This is a genomic window from Pseudomonadota bacterium, from assembly GCA_030860485.1.
Taxonomy (GTDB): Bacteria; Pseudomonadota; Gammaproteobacteria; order JACCXJ01; family JACCXJ01; genus JACCXJ01.
Genome location: JALZID010000242.1, coordinates 1 through 19,049, shown reverse-complemented (window position 1 = coordinate 19,049; position 19,049 = coordinate 1). Strand labels below are relative to the sequence as shown.

The 19,049-nt window shown below is 65.8% G+C and carries 15 protein-coding genes and 3 pseudogenes; 5 read left to right on the top strand and 13 right to left on the bottom strand.

What is annotated here, in order from left to right; translation table 11 throughout:
• Window positions 1-111 (bottom strand): heme exporter protein CcmD (ccmD, locus tag M3461_15020; GenBank protein MDQ3775559.1); only part of this gene is annotated, 111 nt, incomplete at its 3' end.
• A 138-nt stretch (window positions 112-249) separates the two neighbouring features.
• Between ccmD and M3461_15015 the strand changes: the two genes are divergently transcribed.
• Window positions 250-555, top strand: coding sequence for a chalcone isomerase family protein (locus M3461_15015; GenBank protein MDQ3775558.1), 306 nt, complete (start codon window positions 250-252; stop codon window positions 553-555).
• A gap of 93 nt (window positions 556-648) precedes the next feature.
• Entirely contained in the window at window positions 649-792 is a 144-nt protein-coding gene (locus M3461_15010) for a chalcone isomerase family protein (protein MDQ3775557.1), read from the top strand.
• A 69-nt stretch (window positions 793-861) separates the two neighbouring features.
• On the opposite strand, the gene M3461_15005 is transcribed toward M3461_15010, so the two are convergent.
• Window positions 862-1,302 (bottom strand): hypothetical protein, encoded by a 441-nt coding sequence (locus tag M3461_15005; protein ID MDQ3775556.1) that lies wholly within the window; start codon window positions 1,300-1,302, stop codon window positions 862-864.
• 249 nt (window positions 1,303-1,551) lie between these two features.
• Here M3461_15005 and cysG point away from each other — a divergent pair, with 249 nt between their 5' ends.
• Window positions 1,552-2,949 carry a siroheme synthase CysG gene (gene cysG, locus M3461_15000; protein ID MDQ3775555.1) on the top strand — a complete coding sequence of 466 codons (1,398 nt, stop codon included), beginning with the start codon at window positions 1,552-1,554 and terminating at the stop codon, window positions 2,947-2,949.
• Window positions 2,950-2,953: 4 nt separating this feature from the next.
• On the opposite strand, the pseudogene ggt reads toward cysG, so the two are convergent.
• From ggt to M3461_14985, 3 genes and pseudogenes are all read right to left on the bottom strand, one after another.
• Window positions 2,954-4,603 (bottom strand): annotated as a pseudogene (gene ggt, locus M3461_14995) (gamma-glutamyltransferase).
• 136 nt (window positions 4,604-4,739) lie between these two features.
• Window positions 4,740-5,402 carry a DUF480 domain-containing protein gene (locus M3461_14990; protein MDQ3775554.1) on the bottom strand — a complete coding sequence of 221 codons (663 nt, stop codon included), beginning with the start codon at window positions 5,400-5,402 and terminating at the stop codon, window positions 4,740-4,742.
• 282 nt (window positions 5,403-5,684) lie between these two features.
• Window positions 5,685-6,245, bottom strand: a complete 561-nt coding sequence (locus M3461_14985; protein ID MDQ3775553.1) for a Uma2 family endonuclease — start codon at window positions 6,243-6,245, stop codon at window positions 5,685-5,687.
• A gap of 140 nt (window positions 6,246-6,385) precedes the next feature.
• On the opposite strand from M3461_14985, the gene M3461_14980 reads away from it, so the two are divergent.
• On the top strand, window positions 6,386-6,616 hold the full coding sequence (locus M3461_14980) for a hypothetical protein (GenBank protein ID MDQ3775552.1): 231 nt from the start codon (window positions 6,386-6,388) through the stop codon (window positions 6,614-6,616).
• 537 nt (window positions 6,617-7,153) lie between these two features.
• Here the strand turns inward: M3461_14980 and M3461_14975 are convergent.
• The 4 genes from M3461_14975 to M3461_14960 all read right to left on the bottom strand — a co-directional run bounded on the left by M3461_14975 (window position 7,154) and on the right by M3461_14960 (window position 12,179).
• A complete protein-coding gene (locus tag M3461_14975; protein ID MDQ3775551.1) occupies window positions 7,154-8,170 on the bottom strand; it encodes a pentapeptide repeat-containing protein in 1,017 nt (338 codons plus the stop codon).
• The gene (locus M3461_14970) at window positions 8,101-9,369 is read right to left on the bottom strand and encodes a hypothetical protein (GenBank protein MDQ3775550.1); all 1,269 of its coding nucleotides are present in this window, start codon (window positions 9,367-9,369) and stop codon (window positions 8,101-8,103) included. The genes M3461_14975 and M3461_14970 overlap by 70 nt, the downstream gene beginning before the upstream one ends.
• Window positions 9,370-9,865: 496 nt before the next feature.
• Window positions 9,866-10,027, bottom strand: a complete 162-nt coding sequence (locus M3461_14965) for an AbrB family transcriptional regulator (protein ID MDQ3775549.1) — start codon at window positions 10,025-10,027, stop codon at window positions 9,866-9,868.
• Window positions 10,028-11,525: 1,498 nt separating this feature from the next.
• Window positions 11,526-12,179, bottom strand: a complete 654-nt coding sequence (locus M3461_14960; protein ID MDQ3775548.1) for a sphingomyelin synthase family protein — start codon at window positions 12,177-12,179, stop codon at window positions 11,526-11,528.
• 137 nt (window positions 12,180-12,316) lie between these two features.
• On the opposite strand from M3461_14960, the pseudogene M3461_14955 reads away from it, so the two are divergent.
• A pseudogene (locus M3461_14955) lies at window positions 12,317-12,516 on the top strand (type II toxin-antitoxin system VapB family antitoxin).
• Window positions 12,517-13,057: 541 nt separating this feature from the next.
• On the opposite strand, the gene M3461_14950 reads toward M3461_14955, so the two are convergent.
• The 4 genes and pseudogenes from M3461_14950 to hrpA form a co-directional block, all read right to left on the bottom strand.
• Window positions 13,058-13,291: a hypothetical protein gene (locus tag M3461_14950; protein MDQ3775547.1), complete on the bottom strand. Its 234-nt coding sequence runs from the start codon at window positions 13,289-13,291 to the stop codon at window positions 13,058-13,060.
• Between the two features lie 25 nt (window positions 13,292-13,316).
• Window positions 13,317-13,896: pseudogene (locus M3461_14945) on the bottom strand (nitroreductase family protein).
• A gap of 5 nt (window positions 13,897-13,901) precedes the next feature.
• A complete protein-coding gene (locus M3461_14940; GenBank protein ID MDQ3775546.1) occupies window positions 13,902-15,071 on the bottom strand; it encodes a cation:proton antiporter in 1,170 nt (389 codons plus the stop codon).
• Between the two features lie 46 nt (window positions 15,072-15,117).
• Window positions 15,118-18,987 carry an ATP-dependent RNA helicase HrpA gene (gene hrpA, locus M3461_14935; protein MDQ3775545.1) on the bottom strand — a complete coding sequence of 1,290 codons (3,870 nt, stop codon included), beginning with the start codon at window positions 18,985-18,987 and terminating at the stop codon, window positions 15,118-15,120.
• Window positions 18,988-19,049: the final 62 nt, after the last annotated feature.

Genomic DNA, 19,049 nt, shown 5'->3' with positions numbered 1-19,049 from the left:
GAGGTCCTTCAACAAGCGCCTGTGCCAGAGGAGGGAGTGCGCGATCATGCCGATGAGGACGGCGGCGGCGAGCCCATAGGCGCTCCAGACATAGGCTGCATAGCCCCCCATGTACAGAAGTTCGTTCATAATGTGCGTTCCTCTGATACGGTGCCTCGGCCTCACACCACCGATGTCTCGCGCGGCTCGGTCGGGGGCCGCCATCATGCCACAGCCGGCCGGTCCCGGCCACGGGCGAGGGCGAACCAAATGAATTCGCGATTCATGATCCTCATGCTCACGGGCCTGCTCTCTACGGCCGCGGGCGCGGTCGAGATCGAAGGCGTGAAGCTCGCCGACACGGCCACCGTGGCCGGGCGCGATCTGGTGCTGAACGGCGCGGGGCTTCGCAAGAGGCTGCTCTTCGACGTTTATGTCGCCTCGCTCTATCTGCCGGGCGGCCGCTGCAGTCCTCAAGGCCGAACCGCGTCGCGTCGAGATACGCATGCTGCGCGAGGTCGGTGCCGACGATTTTCTCGAGGCCATCAAGGACGGCATCGAGGCCAACGCCAGTGAGGCCGAGCTGGGGGCGATCCAACCGCAGCTGAGCGAGCTTGCCAAGGTCATCACGGCGAAACCAAGGACGGCGATGCCATCACGCTCGATTTCGTGGCAGGGAACACTGTCGTCACGATCAACGGCGCCGAGAAGACTCGGATCGCGGGCGAGCAGTTCAATCGCGCCCTGCTCAATGCCTGGCTCGGCGACCACCCGGTGCAGGCCGACCTCAAGAAGGCGATGCTGGGCGGTTGAGTGTGTGCCGCTCGGGGTGACGCAGGACCCCTGGCATCATCCAGCCGTCGAAACGGTGGGGTTCGTTCTTCAGTCCGAGCTGCGTGGGCTCTCACTGAGCTCGAGCCCGTTTTCCGCACACCACGCCCTCAGCGCCTGCTCGATCGACTCCGCCTGGTAGGCGTACCACCGATCGAGAGCCCCTTTGGAATCGAGCAACGCCTTGAACCGGGCATAGGCGCCTTTACGGCGGAAAAAGCCGGCAACCTGGTCGTAGCACCCGGGTAGCTCGCGCGCAGCAAAGCGCAACGCAAGGCGCTTTCCGAGGTCGAGGTCGGTCTTGTGCGGTACCGCTAGGTAACGGTCCGACGTTTCCAGATCGTGGGGGACGTCCTCGTCCAACGGATTCAGCTCCGACGTCCAGAAGATTTCGCCGGTATCGAGCGAGACGTACGCGTTGTTTTCGCAGGGCGGCTCCGCGCCGACGAACTCGAAGGCCATCGAAAGGTCGTCGAGCTTGACGGCTACCATGAAAGATCCGCTGCGGCCCAACGAATGAAACGGCGGCGCGCGGCGCGGTATGTCGCGTTCCGCGCCAGCGTCACCGCCCTGGGGCGCCCAGACATCATAACTTTTGCCGAGCGAGGCTGACCCCCGGCGGAGACGCGGGTTAGCCTCGACGAGGCCAGGGCCGCATAATGAACCTATGGTCGTTTAGTAGCTAACCGGATGCCGACGGGCCGGCGATTTCGCGAACACTTGACGGCGGAAGTATACCCCATGACCTTCCTCCCCATCTTCCTTCAACTCCAGGACCGGCGTTGCCTGGTGGTGGGCGGCGGCACGGTGGCGGCCCGCAAGGTGGGGCATCTCCTGCGCGCCGGCGCACGCGTCGCGGTCGTGGCCCCCGCCCTGTGCCGTGATCTGAGCAAACGACGCGACCTCGGGGAGATCGAGCACGAGGCTCGGGCCTTCGCGCGACAGGACCTGGACGGCGCCTGGCTCTGCATCGCCGCGACCGATGACGGCAGAGAGAACGGTGCGGTGTCGGCGCTGGCCCAAAAACGGGACATCCCGGTCAACGTCGTGGACGACCCCGAGCGCTGCACCTTCATCATGCCATCGGTCGTGGACCGATCGCCGGTCCAGATCGCCATCTCGACCGGGGGTGCCTCGCCTATGCTCGCGCGTCTCCTGCGCGCCCGTCTCGAGACCCTGGTGCCGGCCGCCTACGGGCGGCTGGCGACGCTCATGGCGGCGTTTCGCGAGCGCGTCAAACAACGTTTCCGCGATGTCGGCCCGCGTCGGCGGTTCTGGGAGACGGTCCTGCACGGGCCGGTGGCCGAGATGCTGTTCGCCGGCCGGGACCAGGCCGCCCTGGCCGCGCTCGAACGGGCGCTGGACGAGACGTCCGAGGCGCCGCTCTCGCTCGGCGAGGTGTATCTCGTCGGCGCCGGCCCGGGCGATCCCGATCTTCTGACCTTCCGGGCCCTCAGGCTCATGCAACAGGCCGACATCGTGCTCTACGATCGCCTGGTTGCCCCCGCCATCCTCGATCTGGTCCGCAAGGACGCGGAGCGCGTACACGTCGGCAAGGCGCGGGACGAGCACCGGTTGGCCCAGAAGGCCATCAATGACCTGCTCGTGGATCTGGCGCTAGAGGGCAAGCGCGTGCTGCGGCTCAAGGGCGGCGACCCCTTCATCTTCGGGCGCGGCGGGGAGGAGATCGATACCCTGTCGGCGCACGGGATCCCGTTCCAGGTGGTGCCCGGGATCACCGCCGCTTCGGGCTGCGCCGCCTACGCCGGGATCCCCTTGACCCACCGCGATTTCGCGCACTCCTGCGTGTTCGTGACCGGGCATCTGCAGGACGGCTCCATGGACCTGAACTGGAACGTCCTGGTCCAGCCGCGCCAGACCGTCGCCGTGTACATGGGGCTTTCCGGGCTGCCGGTATTGTGCCGCGAGCTCATCGCCCGCGGGATGGCGCCCGCGACCCCAGCGGCCCTGATCGAGCAGGGCACGACCGCCCGGCAGCGCGTGTTTACCGGGACCCTGGAGGGACTACCCCAGGTCGTTGCCGCGCAAGATGTCCATGCACCGACCTTGGTGATCGTAGGTGAGGTCGTGCGGTTGCGCGAGAAGCTTGCCTGGTTCGCGCCTGGCGACGCTCGGTAGCTTCCACCCGCGCCCGGCCTTCGCCGCGTGGATCGCTCGCCGACCGGACCACGCCGAGATCCCGGTCCCACAGGACCGCCTGCATATTGCCATAGGGCTCGCCGAGCTCGACGAGCGTATGCCCGCGCCTCCGCAAGCCGGCGCGCTCCCGCCCGGCCAGTGCCCCCGGTTCGTATTCCACCCGGTCTGGCAGGTACTGGTGGTGGAAGCGCGGGCGCGATACCCAGATATAGGGCCCGTTGCCCCGGGCGAATTCGAGCAGGCCGAGCAGCACCATGCTGATGATCCGGCTGCCGCCCGGCGTCCCGAGGATCGCCACGCGGTCCTCGGTCTCGATGAAGGTCGGCGTCATGCTGGAGAGCGGGCGCTTGCCGGGCGCGATGGCGTTGGCGCGACCGCCCACCAAGCCGTAGACATTGGGTAGCCCCGGGCTCATGCTGAAGTCGTCCATCTCGTCGTTCAGCAACACCCCGGTGCCGGGCACCATGAACCCCGAGCCGAAGAGGTAGTTGATGCTGAGGGTCGCCGCCACGCGGTTGCCTTCGGCGTCGATCAGGGAAAAATGCGAGGTGTTGCCCGCCTCGCGGCCCGCGGCCGCGGGAGCGCTCGGAGTAGCGCGCCAGAACGAGATGGTACGCCGCTCCGCCGCGGCGAAGCGCTTGTCCAGGAGCCGCTCGAGCGGCATGGACACGAAGTCGGGGTCGCCCAGATGGCGCGCGCGGTCGCGGTAGGCGCGGCGCAACGCCTCGACGATGAGATGCGTGCGCGCCGCCGGGTCCTGCGTGTCGAGATCGAATCCTTCGAGGATGTTCAGGGCTTCGACGAGCACGACGCCCCCCGAGGACGGGGGCGGCACCGACACGACCCGGACCCCGCGATATTTCGCGACGATGGGCGCCCGTTCGACGACCCGATAGCGCTCGAGGTCCTGTAAAGTCCAGAGCCCCCCTGCGGCGATTACGCCCCCCGCCAGCTGCCTCGCCATCACGCCCCGGTAGAACCCTTCGGCACCGCTTTCCGCCAGGGCCTCCAGGGTCCGCGCTAGATCCGGCTGGACGATGCGGTGGCCGAGTGGCGGGACCTCCCCGTCGCGCAGGAACACCTCGGCCGCCGCCGGCGCGGCGCGCAGGGCCTGTACGCGCAAGGCCGCCGCTTCGCGATAGCGCGGGCTCACGCGGAAGCCGCCTCGCGCGAGACCGATCGCCGGGGCCAGGGTGCGCGACAGTGGCAACCGCCCGTGATCTTTCGCGAGGTGCGCGATGCCGGCCGCGACCCCCGGGATGGCCGCGGCGCGCGGCCCGTCGATCGACGAGCGCGGGATCGGTCGGCCGGCGCCATCGAGGTACATACCCCGTCTGGCCGCGCCCGGTGCGACCTCCCGCCCATCCAAGACCACCTGCCGCCCATCACTCGCCCGGTGTAACAACCAGAACCCGCCACCGCCGATCCCGGAAGAATACGGCTCCACGACCCCGAGGGCGGCCGTCACCGCGATGGCCGCGTCGAAGGCATTACCACCCTGCCGCAACACCTCCATACCCGCCTCTGTGGCGAGCGGATGGGCGCTCGCGATGGCCGACTGGCCGGGTGTCTCCGCCGCGCCGGCCGAGACCGGGCCGAGCGCCAAGAGGAAAATGAGCCCGACGCATCGCATGCCGGCGAGCCGGGGCAGTGACGGGAGATGCGCAAAGTGGGAGCTCGCCATGGCTTCGGGCCGATACCCTCAAGGCATGAGACGCCATGATGCCACCCGGCAGCGGCGCCCGGCGCCGTACGCGTCTCCCGCAAGCTCACGCGCCCCGTGTGAGCCTGCGCCTTAGCTCCTCGACCGTCCGCTCCAGCGCGGCGACGCGCTCTTCCAAATCGACGATCCGCTCCCCATCCGGATCGAGGCCGACACGAGCCTCCTCCGGCGCCGGCAACGGGGAAGGGGAGGTTATCGGTCCGCCGAACAGATGTGCAAATCGGGACTCCCGTCTTCCGGGCTCACGGGGCAGCTGAACGACGACGGGACCGCCTTCGCGCTCCATCAGGCTTTTCAGCGCCGATTCGACTTCGAGCACGTCGGCGAGGGCGCACAAGCGGCCGGCACGACTGCGGAGCTCGCCTGGTGTCTGCGGCCCGCGCAGCATCAGCTCGCAAAGGATCCCGAGCTCCTGCGGCGAAAAACGCAGCGACGCGAAGGTCGTATTACAAAAATAGTGCTGATACTTCGCGACACGGCTGCCGTATCCCGATTTCTCGCCCACGAGATGCCTCTTGGCGAGCGCGTCCAGTGTCCGCTGCACGCCGGTCTCGTCCAGTTGCATGACGGGATCGCGATTGCTCTTCTGATTACACGCGTTGGTCAGTGCGTTCAGCGACAAGGGGTATTGATCGGGCGTGGTGATGGCCTTTTCGATCAGGCAGGCGACGACCCGTGTTTCCTCGGCGGTGAACTCTATATCCGTCATCTCGTCCTCGTCGCGCGTCTGCTTCCGATCCGGTGATGCGGGCCAAACCGTCATTGTACATACCCTTTGCGGCGTCACCCACACCCGGCGCACAGCGTGTCACATTGAACCACGACTAGCTGGTTGTAACAGTCCATAAGAGCCATGGTTATTTACCCACAAGTGAAAGCGTCACATTGAACCACGACGCGCTGGTTGTAACAGTCCGCCGTGCGAGCGGCGCGGGTGGGCAACGCTCCGCTCTTGCCCCGACATTTCACTGGTCGGACATTGCCGCATTAGTTAGGGCCACAAGGCGGCAAGGCCGAACCGGACCGCTTCGAAGGGGACGGCACAGACTTCGTCCGCTTCCTTGAAGGCGTTTTCGAGTCGCCAGTGTCCTTCGTGCAACGAGAAGATCTCCAAGGTCTTGGCCTCCGGGTCCACCAACCAGGCATGATTGACGCCGTGCGAGGCGTAGATGGGGAGCTTGTCCACCCGGTCCACCTGGGCCGTCGAGGGCGACAGCACCTCGCACACCCAGTCGGGCGCCAGCGCGAAGAAGGCCGCCTCGGGGAAGGTCGGCATGCGGGAGCGCCGCCAGCCGGCGAGATCGGGCACCAGGATGTCCGCGCCAAGGTGCAACTCCGGTTCGTCCAGGATCCACCAGCCGCCGGGGCCGCCGCCTCGGCCCTTCTGGAACGGCCCGGTCAGCTCTTCGCCCAACGATGACGCCGCCAGGGCGTGTCTCGGGGCCGGCCTGGGAAGGGTGATCAATTGCCCATGGATGATCTGGGCGATTAGGTGCGGCGGCACACGACAGAGGTCTTCGTAAGTCGCCAAACGGCCGGCCGGCATCGACATGGCAAAGGCTTCCAGGGAGCGATATGCGATGGTTCTAGTGTAGTGCCTGGCAGCGCCAACCGTGTCATTCGGCGGCTTGCCAGGGTCGTCACTGCTAGTAATGAATCCGTGTCGTTGTCCCTGCCGCGGGCGCATCGAATATGCCGAGCATCGTGCTGGAACACATCAAGGGCGAGGAGGTCACCGAGCGCACTGCCGGGGCGCTGGAGCTCGATCCGGGCGGCACCTACCGGGCGACCGTGCAGATCGAGGATGAAGCGCTCGCGAACGCGACCTCCTTGCCGGAGCTGGCCAAGCTCCTGAGCACACCCGCCCAGTCAAGAGGACTGACCCCAGAGCGACTGACCGACCTCCTCGATGGCGACGCCTGAGCGCTACGTCATCGACACGAACGTTCTCGTCAGTTACTGCTGTTCTACGGATCCGTGCCCGGTCAGGCCGTCACCAAGGCCTGGAAAACCGGGGTCCTGCTGCGGTCCGATAGCACCCTGTCAGAGATTGCACGGGTGCTGGACCGCCCCCAAGTTCGATCGCTACCTGACTCGATACGAACGCGCGATTTTTCTCCAACGGTTCATCCAGGACACCGTGTCTGCGAACGCACTCCCGCGATCCTGGCGAGCCGCGACGTGAGAGACGACCAGTTCCTGGAGCTCGCCGCAGCCGGCCAAGCCACGTGCATCATCACGGGCGATCCCGATTGCTGGACTTGCACGGGATTCGCGGGATCCCCATCGTGACGCCCGCGCAATTTATCGGACCGGCCATAGGGACGTAAGAGGGTCGCGTCGCCAGAAGGTGCCCATTGCCTGGCCGGGGACTGCGTCGCGGCATGAAGGTGTTTGGCGTGGATGGGGAGTTTACCGCCATGCGAGGAGTAACGTGGTGCGTCACCGATTACGCGAGATCTACGGCGGTTCAGGCGCGATCGCAGGCGGCGGGGTTGGCGATGCCGGCGCCTCTTCCATAGGCTTTCCAGCACTCGATTGCGCCCGGAGTTCGTCTTCCCGCTTCGCCAAATCGCGGATTCGGTTCTTGTCCGCCTCCGGCAGGGAGCCGAGCCCCTCGCACTCCCGCTCGTCCAGCAATGCCGCGAAGCGTTCCGCGAGCCCGAATCGCCCGCCGGATGTTTCGCTCGGATCAATCTGTAGAATCAGGCCGCGCGCGATCGCGAACGACTGGCAGGCGAGCTTTTCCAGCACAGGGAAAAGCTCGGTTCGGAAGGCTTCCACCTCGGCAGGTAGCCACTGCCGCCGGCATTTCAGCCCTGGTGTGACTTTCGGGTCGATCAGGCAGGACTCCAGGATCGGCGAAGGCAGACCAGCGTTCCCCGCGTGCTCGATGCGCTCGAGGGCTTTTTTTCCCCAATCCTTGTCGGCGATCGTGTGACCCAGCACTTCCCCGGTTTCTGCAGGTTCCGCATTATGCGGGGTCCAGCGAGTTGCCCGGAGATCCACTAGCGCTGCGCCACCGTGCTCAATAATTGCCCCATAGAGTTTCGCCGATCGCAAATCGGCGCCCCAGAGTTCTGCCTCCGCCAAGTTCGCGCCTCGTAAGTCGGCTCCCACTAAATTAGCGCCCTGGAGCTCGGCATACGTCAGATTCGCGCCCTGCAGGCCGGCATACGCCAAATTCGCGCCCTGCAGTTGGGATCGCCACGCGGGGGGCCAAGGGATGCCCTCAAAATCCGCGCCTTGCAGCTGGGCTCCCTGCAGGTTCGCGCCTTGCAGCTGGACTTCCCCCAAATTCGCGCGCTGCAGCTGGGTTCCCTTCAAGTTCACGCTGTGCAGCTGGGCGCCATACAAACGCGCGCCCTCCAGCTCGGCTTCCTCCAAATCCGCGCTCTGCAGCTTGGCTAGCCCCAAATCCGCTCCCTGCAACTGGGCTTGCCGAAAATTCGCGCCCTGCAGCTGGGCTCCCCCCAAATCCGCGCCCTGCAGCTGGGTTCAGAAAAGCGCGCGCCCCGCAGGCTGCGCCCGCGTAGATTTACGGGCTCCACCTGTTGCAGCGCTTCCTTCACTTTTTCGGGATCGCCTTCCCGAAACTGGGCGACGAGCTCAGGCTTGGCGGGCTTAGCAAGGAGTACCTGTTCGCTCAAGTCGAGACGTCGAAACCGGTCATAAACCACCTCGCTGGCGACTACCTCGCCTGCCAGCAGCTTTTTCTCCCTCCATTCGCCGTCCGCGAGCAGGCCGAGCGGCAGCGGCACGCCGAGGGCGACCACAAGCAAGAGCCCCGACATCCCGCGGATCAGCGCTTTGGACAATCCTGTGGTATTCATAGCCTGCGCCGTCGCAAAAGCGCTGGCTGGGCTATGGCGATGGCGGCGCGGCCGAAGGCGCGAACCGGAGGACGTTATTCCGGCAGCCGCCCCCGCGACAAAATAAACCTCTTTGGTCATTACCAAGGCTGAGAGGACAACACCCACCCACACCGCTGCCCAGGCAAGCCCCATTCTCCAGCGCCGGCGCAGGCGACTGGCTACCCGGCGCAGGTAGTCCCACCAGCTATCGCCCCGATCCATGATCACCGGCCAGAGGGCGATCACCAGGGCGACGTCGAACCACACGGTGACCCGCTGCGCCCAGGTGACGGCCTGATCCTGGTAGGCGAGGAAGCGCAGTTGCAGCACGAGGAGCGTCGCGAGCGGCAGGACGAGCAGCGTGATCCCGACCACGATCCCGAGCAGCCTCCGCACGATGGGGCCGGGCCGGCCGACCAGGTAATACGTATAGGGGAAGATGTGCAGCCGGTCGCGCAGGCCGCCGATGCGTTCTTCTTCTTGTGCTACCGCCGTGTCAAAATTGTATAGCTGGCGGGAGAGCAGTTGCAGTTGCAACAGCAGATTGAAGTGCACTAGGACGACCAGGCAAGGCACGAAGGCGTAGAAGCCGACGATGGGAACCGTCACGTCCACGACCGGCAGCTTCACGCCCTTGCCGATGAGGAGGTCCATGTCGGTCGTGCCGAAAACGATGACCAGCACATACGCGCAGAGCGCCATGAACGCGACGTGTAGCACCGCGACGTGCTGCGAAGCGCTGTTCGCGGTGTCGAGCAGCGCCTCCGCATCCTCGCTCGAGGCCGCGGACGGCGGTTGCGGTTCGGTCACATCAGTGCTCATTGCTCCTATGTATGGACTGCCGGCACGGCGAATAGTAGGCCCGAGACAGACCACAATTTCTGATGAGCTTATAGACGACGTACACGGTTTTCTATCGCTACCTCTGCTCTGTCCAATGGCTTCGTTGATACCCATTGCGGACAGGATTTCGGTGTCGGAGCATAGACGGGTTCTCTAGCGGATCGCCCCACCCCCTCGCCCCCTCCCGTTGGGAGGGGGAATAAGCCATTGGCCCGCCGACATTTCTTCCCCTCCCCACGGGAGGGGATTGAGGGGTGGGCCATCAAAAATCATCGTCTCCTTCAAGAGAGCGCGCCGAAAACCTGATCCTAACGCGTATATTGTTCTTCGGCCCCTTGGGGACGGTCCCTGGCGGTTGCGTTTCATTGGGAAACCCAAGCTGCCCGCTTCTGCGTCGTCAAGCCGCTTCCCGGGGAAGTCCACTCACGTCCTCCAAATCCGCGGCGGAAAAGGCACCACCACGACGTCAAAGGCTTCACAGCCCACGCCAAGCTTCCTCGTCCGCCTCCGACGACCATTCTTCGAGCGTGGCTTGAAGCGCCTGCGCGAAAGCGAGGTCGACGGGTCGAGCCTTGCGCAGTCGGACCTGGTCGCCTTCAATGTCGAATGCGATGGCATCGCCCGCCCCGAGATCCAAGAGCGTTCGCACCGATTCCGGAATGGTTGCTTGGTATCTCTTGGTTAGCTTGCAGGTGCTGGTTTGCATGGCTCCACTCTTCGGGAATGACCCGGTAGCTGTACATACTACCAGTACGCGACGCCACCGTCCGCCTCTCACGTCCTCCCTCCAAATCCGCGGCGGCTGTGCTGCGCAGCCGAGTAGCCCGGGCCGAACGGCATCCCAGGCATCTCTGAAGCAACGCCGCGCCGATTCGGCCCTGTCGCAGAGGTACCGGCAGAGGAGCACCGGAGTCGAGGAGCGTGGCGCTGAAGAGGTCGTCGCCCTCGACGGCCACCGCTTGGCGCACGGCGTCGAGCATCGTCTGGTCGGACGGGTCGCGAGGAAGGTCCCGGAGACCGTGCGTCCCCCGACACACCAGGGCGCGCGTAAACGGCCGCCCCCTCGGCAATCGTGATGCACTCGATCAGTATGTCGATCCGCGCGCAACCTCTTGCCCACACTATAGTTTCTATCGTCGCAGCAAGTCGTTACCCACGCGCCTCTTCGCAGGGTGCCCCTGTCTTGCTGACGCCATCTATTGTGATCTGTATGTCTACAGACGTGCGCATCGTAGGTGTTGTGCACTCAAGATATATATTCCAGAAATCTATCTCCATACATATGGATTAGTCAGATGAGTCTGGATTTTACCAAGGCAGCGCTGTTACGGTTCTGCGACACGGTCGGCCGGCAAGGCCTCGTCAATGCCAACACTGCAACCGCCTGGCTAGGGGCGTGTACCCGGATACTCGAGGACGTTGCCGATGGCGATGACGTCCGTGCCCTCGACCTAGCGAGTGCAGTCACACGATATAACAACCGCCACTCTGGGGAGCTGTCACCTAGCTCGCTGAAGGAGTACCAGAGACGGTCGGAACTCGCAAGAAGCCAGTTCATAAGCTACGTCAATGACCCTACGGGCTATAAGGGCTATGGGCGCGGACTGCCAAAAGCAAACGGGGACCGCAGACCTCGGCCGGAACGGTCCGCGATCAAGAAATCCGTAGGAGAGCCTACAAAGAAGGATCTCGCAGAGCCACATCGACAGGGAACCTCTGGCCTATCACTGGAGTTTCCGATGCGGGCGGATTTTCTAGCGCAGGTCGTGATCCCCAGGGATATGAAGGTTGTCGAAGCAAGGAGATTTTCGCGCTTCATTCTGACGCTAGCGCAGGACTATCAGCCACCAGACGAGGCTGGATAGCAAAGCATTGGGCTACTCTCGGCCGCGGCTCCTAAAGACGCGAGGCGATTCCAAACCGCTTCGTGAAGCTGCTGCGGCCGAGAGGAATGGCGAGGCCTCCAAAACCTCGCTTGCCCACCTTCATTATACAGGCGGCGTCGAAAGAGGGCATCCACAAATCTAAATCCCAAACGAAGAGCCCGTATTATAATGACCGGCTCGGGTGCCGCGACTGGGCGCGCGCATCGCGCGTTCAATCGGGTGCCTGTCTGACCCTCGACCCCCTCGCGCTTACGCCCCCGACCCGCACCCCCGCATCGTGACGGCGCTCAGGCGCCAGGCCAGCCAGGCGAAGAGCGGGGCGGCGATGACATCAATGGTGTAGTGCGCGTGCTGAACGACGACCAGCACACCGACCGCGAGCGTTGCAAAGCCCGACCACAAGCGGCCGGCCCGCGTCGTGGCGATCAACGCCATGAGCCACAGGGTGGCGGTATGGCCGGAGAAGAACAGATCCTTTTCGAAGGGCTCGGTGCCCGGGTAGAAGAGCTGGGTGAAGGTATCGGCCAGCGGAACGAAGCCCGGCGGGGGATCGAGCGGGACGAGCGCCATGGCCCCCATACGCAGCAAGAGAAGGACGGCATAGGCGTGGAGCCCCCGCACCACGCGCCCGGGTTCGCGCAGCGATCGGACCAGGGTGACCAAGATGGTCGCGTAGAGGATCGTGAAGATCGGGACGGACACATCGAGCGGACCGAGGAAGTCGAGGAGTGGGTCGGGAAGGACGTACCCAGGCCGGCCCTCCAGCCAGGCGAAGAAAGCGGAGAGCCCGAACAAGCTCGGGATGAGAGCGCCGCAAGCGGCGCACATGGCGCGCCGCAACCCCGCGTCTCGAAAGGCCGCGATCCAGGCGGCGCGAAGGGTTGGCCGCGGCGTCGTGGGCATCGGCATGGGCAGGACCGCTTGGGATTATACGCGGCGCGCGCCGGCGGAGCGGCGCCACCCTTTGGGGCATTGCGCGGACGCTCTGGGCCAAAACGGGGCGTGGACCGCCGCCCCGTGCCGGCGGTGCGAGACCGCTCATGCGTACTACCGTCAACCTGGATGAAACCCTGCTCAAGAGGCGCAGCGCATGACCGGACTGATGGAACGCACGGCGCTGATCCGTGAGGGGCTCAAGGCGCTGATCGAGCGCGAAAGCGCCCGCCGCCTGAGCCTGGCACGACTGGGTGGCAGCGAGCCGCAGGCGAAGCCGATTCCCCGGCGGCGTTCGGAGCCGGCGTGTGATCCTCGTCGATACCTCCGTCTTGATCGACCACCTGCGGGAGGCGCCGCAAACGGTGGGCGGTGCCCACCGTACCTGATTTTTTGTAGCCCGGATGGAACGTGAGCGAGATCGGGCGCCTGGTTGGCGTCGGTAATCTCCGGATTCCATTGCACTCCAGCCGGGCTACAGGCTTGCTGATCGATCCGTGGCACACAGCATTGGGTCGGAACCGGCTCCATCGGGGGTTCGATGCGGGCTTTCCGATTGCGAATCGGAGCTATCCGTTCTCGAATTGAAGCATCGAAGACTTGTGGCGTAAAAGCGATATGGAAAATGCTTACATCGTGACCGGAAGAATGACCGAAGCCCGCACCGTGACACTAGACGAAGATCTGCTGCTGCCGCCGGAACGGGTGCGATTGGTGGTCGAGCCTCTCTCGCCTTCGACTCACCGACCCTACCGAGACGTCATGGCGGTCATCCGTGAGCGGCAAGCTCGGCGAGGCCGGTACATGTGTACTCCTTGTCAGCTAGGAACGAAAGCGGCGCGGGGGGTTCAGCGTCCCAAGAGCCGCGCGCAGAGGTCGCGCTCGTCGGGGGCGGTGAAGACGGTGTCGTGCCGATCGGTGAGCGGTCCGCCGCCGGGGATCACCCGGCCCTCGGCGTCATGGCCGATGGCCTTGAACTTCCACACGCCCGCGATCCATTTGAGGTTCCCGACGTGTTCGCCGCGATCGCAGAGCACGCGGTAGACGGCGTCGTTGAAACGCACGAGCCGTAGCGTTCTCATCGACGCCGGCCTCAGGCGGGCGGGCTCACGGGCCGGGGCGTCCCCATTCCCCGAGAAAAAAACTCTCGCCGAGTGGCCGTCGCGAACGCGGGGCGTACTCCCGCGCACGCACACCTTCGGGGATGCGTGATTCGGGGAGTTGATAGCCGATGGCCATCATCGCCATCGGGTTGAAGGTCTCCGGGATGGCGAACGCGAGGCGCAGGCGCTCGGGGTCGAAGCCTCCCATCTGGTGGACCATGAGACCCGATCCGGTGGCTTGTACGCACAGGCTCATGCCGGCGGCCCCCGTGTCATAGGCCCCCCAGCGGTTAGCGCGCCCGTCGCGAGCAAAGACCGTGGCCGCCGCGGCCAGCATCAGGATGGGGGCATCGCCGGCCCAGGTGCGGTTCGCCTCGGCGAGTGTCGCGAAGGCGCGCGCCCAGTGGTCGGGATCGGCGCGCCGATCCCAGATCACGAAACGCCACGGCTCGTCGCCGTAACACGAGGGCGCCCAACGCGCCGCCTCGCACAGCGCGAGCGGGGACCTCGCGGGGCACCGGGCGGTCCGGATCGAAGGCCCGGCCGGCGATCGGGACCTCGGTCGACGCGGGTTTCTCGAACATTGCACTCAATCCCGGCGCAGGCGGTCGGACACCGCGATGGGGGTAGGATAGCGCAGGACGATGAGGTAGGACGAGAGGACAAAGGAGAGCACCGTGGCGACCTTCACGAGATCGCCCGAGCGGGCGCCGATGAGCCCCGCGTCGACCGCCAACACCGCCATGAGCAGGGCGAACTCGCTCATCTGCCCGAGCCGCACCCCGATCTCGACGGACAGCTCCGTGCGTTCCCCGGCGAGCAGCAAGAGACCCCGGAACACCCACGGTTTCACGGCGAGCGTCGCCACGGCGATGGTGACCGCCGGGACGAGCACATCGGCCGCGAGCCGGAGATCCAGGCCCGCGCCCAGCGAAAAGAAAAACAGGACCAGGAAAAAATCCCGCACCGGTTTCAGGCTCTCGGCGATGAACAGGGCAATGGGGCTCTGCGCCAAGGTCACCCCGGCGATAAAGGCCCCGATCTCGTGCGGCAGCCCCGCGACATAGCCGAGCTCGGCGATGCCGAGACACCAGCCGATCGCGAGCAGGAATACATATTCGTGGATCTGGTCGAAGCGCGCGATCAAACGCTCCAACACGAAGCGATCGAGGAGATAGGCGAGACCCAAGAGGACCGGCAGGAGGAGGAGTTGCAGCCCGACCTCGAGCCACACGCCCCCGCCCTGGCCGTGGCCCTGGAGCAAGAGCAAGAGGACGATGGCGATGAGGTCCTGCAGGAGCAACACGCTGATGATGATCTGGCCGGTGTGGCGGTGGTGCAAGGCCGTGGTCGGCAGTAACTTGATGCCGATGATGGTGCTCGAAAACATGAGCGCCGCCCCGATGAACAGGGCCTCCACGTAACTGAAACCGAAGGCCACGCCGAGGGCGAAGCCGAGCACCAGGAAGGCCGCGGAGCTCAAAAGGCACACCGTCAGCGCCTCGCCCAGGATGCGCCCGAGCTGCCGGGGCGGGAGATTGAGCCCGATGAGATAGAGGAGAAACATGATCCCGATGGCGGCCACGTCCTTGATCCAACCCGAATCCGCCACCACCCCGAGCACCGAGGGACCGAGCAGGATGCCGAGAACGATATAGGCCACGATCACCGCCTGGCGCGCATACAGGGCGACGGTCGCGAGGCAGGCCGCCCCCGTAAACACGAGGAACAGCGAGTAGATGATGTGGGTGCCGCTCATGGTTTGGATGCGCCATTTGGATGCGAACGCCGCCCCAAGATTTCGCTCACGAGGACGCTCGCGACCTGGCCACCTCGATCCGATCATCGGATCGAGCGGCGAGGGCCCATTGCCGCGCGAGCCGCGCCTCCGAGACCGGCACGGCGGTCCCAAGCTCCTGCGCGAACAGCGATACGCGGTATTCCTCGAGCAGGAAGCGGAAGCGCAGGAGCTCCGCGGTCCGCTCCCCGGCATCGAGGCGCGCGCGGCACGGCCGCCACATCGCGGCGACGCGCACTGAGCGCTCGCGGTCCTTCGCGGGATCGCGAGCGAGGCGTTCCAGCCGGAGCGAGATGGCCTTGAGATAGCGCGGCAGGTGTTTGAGCCACTCCTCCGGGGTCGCCGAAACAAAGCCCGGGTAGATCAGATACTGCAGTTGCTCCCCGATGTCGGCCCCGGCCCCGCCGGTAAAACGCTCGAGGCGTTTCCTCAGGTCCTGGAACCGGCAGAGGATGTCCCTGGCGCGCGCACATAGCGCATCGAATACATCGACCACCCGGGCCCGACCCGCCTCTAGCCGCGCCTCGAACTCGTCGGGTCCGCGGACATCCTCCTCCGGCCCGAGGAAGACGCGCTCGAAAGCGGCCTCGGTGAGATCGTCGAGCAACCCGTCCCGCGTCCCGATCCCGAGGTACAGGAGGGCCGTGGCCTCGAACCCCGGGGGCCCCTTGCGCAGGTACTTGAGCTGCTGGGGGAGCGACAGCATGAAGAGCCGTCTCTGCCCTCGTCTCCCCTCTTCCTCCGCCTCTGCCGCGCTGTCGAAGACCCGGATGGCCACCGACCGGGTTCGATCGACGAGGGCCGGAAACCCCTGCAGGCTGAGCCCCCCATGGCGGCGTGCGACTTGCCTTTGAAGCACGCCGAAGTCCCAGCGCGTGATCCCGTCCCGCTCGATCCCCGATGCCGCCTGGCGCCGGAACGCGAGCTGGGCCTCCTTGGCGAACCGCCTCTTGAGATCGCAAAGCGATCGCCCCTGGCCCAAGACCGCGCCGCCCTCCGTGGTCACCCGAAAACGCATCGCCAAGTAATCGGGCAGTACCTCGGTATCGAAGTCCTCGGCGCGGATCGCGAGGGCCCCCCTATGGTGATCCAGTGCCCGGCAGAGGGCCTCCAACAGCGACCCGGACCCGGGTTCGATGGATAGGAGGCAGGCATCGACACATTGATCCACCGGGATGCAGTGGCGGCGGAGCGGCTTCGGCAGGGACTGGATCAATGCGGTGACCTTTTCCCTCAAGAGCCCCGGCACAAGCCACTCGAATGGTCGCGGGTCGAGCGCGTTGAGCAGGGCAAGCGGCAAGGTGACCGTCACGCCATCCTCCTCGTGGCCCGGCTCGAAACGATAGGACAACGGGAATCTCTGGCCGTCGAGGGTGAGATCGAGTGGATAGCCCGCTTCGAGATCGAGCGAGAGGTCCGGCCGGATCAGGTCCTCCCACTGGAAGCACAGGCGCCTGGGGTCGTCGCGCTCGGCGGACTTGCGCCACGCTTCGAATCCTTGGGCGCACACGACCTCGGGGGGAATGCGCGCATCATAGAGATCGCAGCGCGCCGATTCATCGCAGAGGATGTCCAGGCGCCGGGCGCGATGCTCGAGATCCGCCGCCTCGGCCACCAGCCGGCGGTTGTGGATCACGAACGGGGCAGCGCTGTCGTAGTCGCCCTCGACCAAGGCCGATCGGATGAACAGGTGCCGTGATGCCGCGGGATCGATGGCCGTGTAGTCCACCTTGCGCCCGTGGGCCAGGGTCAGACCATAGAGCGTCACGCGCTCGTAGGCACAGGCCCTGCCGGCCTTTTTCTCCCAGTGCGGGTCTGAATGGCTGCGTCTCAGGAGATGTCCCGCGGCCGCTTCGACCCACTCCGGCTCGATGACGGCAGCTATGCGGGCGTAACGGCGCGTGGTCTCGGCGATCTCCGCGGCCATGACCCAGGCGGGCGGCCGCTTGAACAGGGCCGATCCCGGAAAGAGGTGGAACTTCACCCCGCGGGCACCGGTGTATTCGTTCTGGTCGGTCTTGAACCCGATGTTCCCGAGCAAGCCGGTGAGCAAGGCGCGGTGGATGGCTTCATAGGATGCCGGCTCCGCGTTGCGGGAAAGGCCCAGCTCCTGGCCGAGCGATGACAGCTGGGCATGCACCTCCCGCCATTCCTGCATCCGAACGTAGGAGATGAAGTGGCTGCGGCACAGGCCACGCAGCTTGTTTTGGGAGAGCTCGCGTGCCTCTGCTTGGTGATACCGCCACAGGTTCAGGAACCACAGGAAGTCGGAATGCCCGTCGGCGAATTGGCGGTGGGCCGCGTCGGCCTCTGCCTGTGCCTCGTGCGGGCGCTCGCGAGGGTCCTGGATGCTCAAGCCGCTGGCGATGATCAACCCCTCCGTCAGGCAGTTCCACGACTCGGCCGCAAGCACCATGCGTCCGATGCGGGGGTCGGTCGGCAGGCGCGCCAGCCGCCGGCCGAGCCCGGTCAGCGCACCGCCGGCCTCGACCGCCCCCAGCTCCTCGAGGAGCTTGTAACCGGCCTTGACCTGGCGCGGATCCGGCGGCTCCAGGAACGGGAAGTCTTCCGGCACACCGAGATGCAAGGATCCGAGCTTCAGGATCAGGGCCGCGAGGCTGACGCGCAGGACCTCGGGATCGGTGTGCTCGGGCCGCGTTTTATAGTCGTCCTCGGAATAGAGCCGGATGCAAATCCCGGCGCTCTGCCGGCCACAGCGCCCCTTGCGTTGATCGGCCGACGCCCGTGAGATGCGTTCGTGAACCAGGCGTTGCACCTTGCTATGCGGGCTGTAGCGGTTGATGCGCGCGAGCCCCGTGTCGATCACGTAACGGATCCCCGGGACGGTCAACGAGGTCTCGGCGACATTGGTCGCGAGCACGATGCGGCGGTGGGGATGCGGGAGGAACACCCGATCCTGCTCGGCGCTGCCGAGGCGGGCGTACAGCGGCAGGACCTCGGTCGCGGGGAGGTGTCGCCGGCCGAGCGTGGCCGCGGCCTCGCGGATCTCGCGCTCGCCGGGCAGGAATACCAGGATATCGCCCCGATCGATGCGCGAGATCTCGTCCACCGCCGTGCCGATGGCGGTCGAGAGATCGCCATCCTGTTCATCATCGTCGCCGCGCAAAGGACGATAGCGGACCTCGACCGGATACCCGCGTCCCGAGACCTCGAGGACCGGCGCGTCGTCGAAATAACGCGAGAAGCGCTCGGTATCGATGGTCGCCGAGGTCACGATCAGTTTGAGCTCGGGACGCCGCGGCAGGAGGCGCTTGACACAACCGAGTAGGAGATCGATGTTCAGGCTGTGCTCGTGGGCCTCATCGATGATCAGGCTATCGTAGGCGAGGAGCCGGCGATCATGCTCCAGCTCGGCCAGGAGGATCCCGTCCGTCATGAGCTTGATGTAGGTGTTGGGCCCGACCTTGTCGCCGAAACGGACCTTGTAGCCCACCGCGCGGCCGATCTCGCTGCCGAGCTCATACGCGACACGCGCCGCCAGGCTGCGCGCCGCGATGCGCCGCGGCTGGGTGTGGCCTATCATACCCAGGACGCCGCGGCCCAGGGCCAGGCACAGTTTGGGAAGCTGCGTGGACTTTCCCGAGCCCGTTTCCCCGCACACGACCACGACCTGATGGTGGGTCAACGCCGCCGCGATGTCCTCGCACCGCGCCGTGATCGGCAGGGCGCTCGGGAACTCGGGCCTGGGGAGCGCCGCGGCACGTTGCGCGGCGCGCAGGGACGCCTCCCGGATCGCCTGCTCCAGGGCCTCGAGCGCCTGGGGATCGAATCTGGGGAGGGTATCGAGCGCGGCGGCCTCGCCGCGGGACAGATAGGCCCGTAGCCGCGCGCGCAAGCGCGGGCGGTCGGCGTACATGCAGCCGTCCAGGGCCTGGTGCAGATGCTGTACACATCGGCCGATAGACGCCGGGTTGCGCA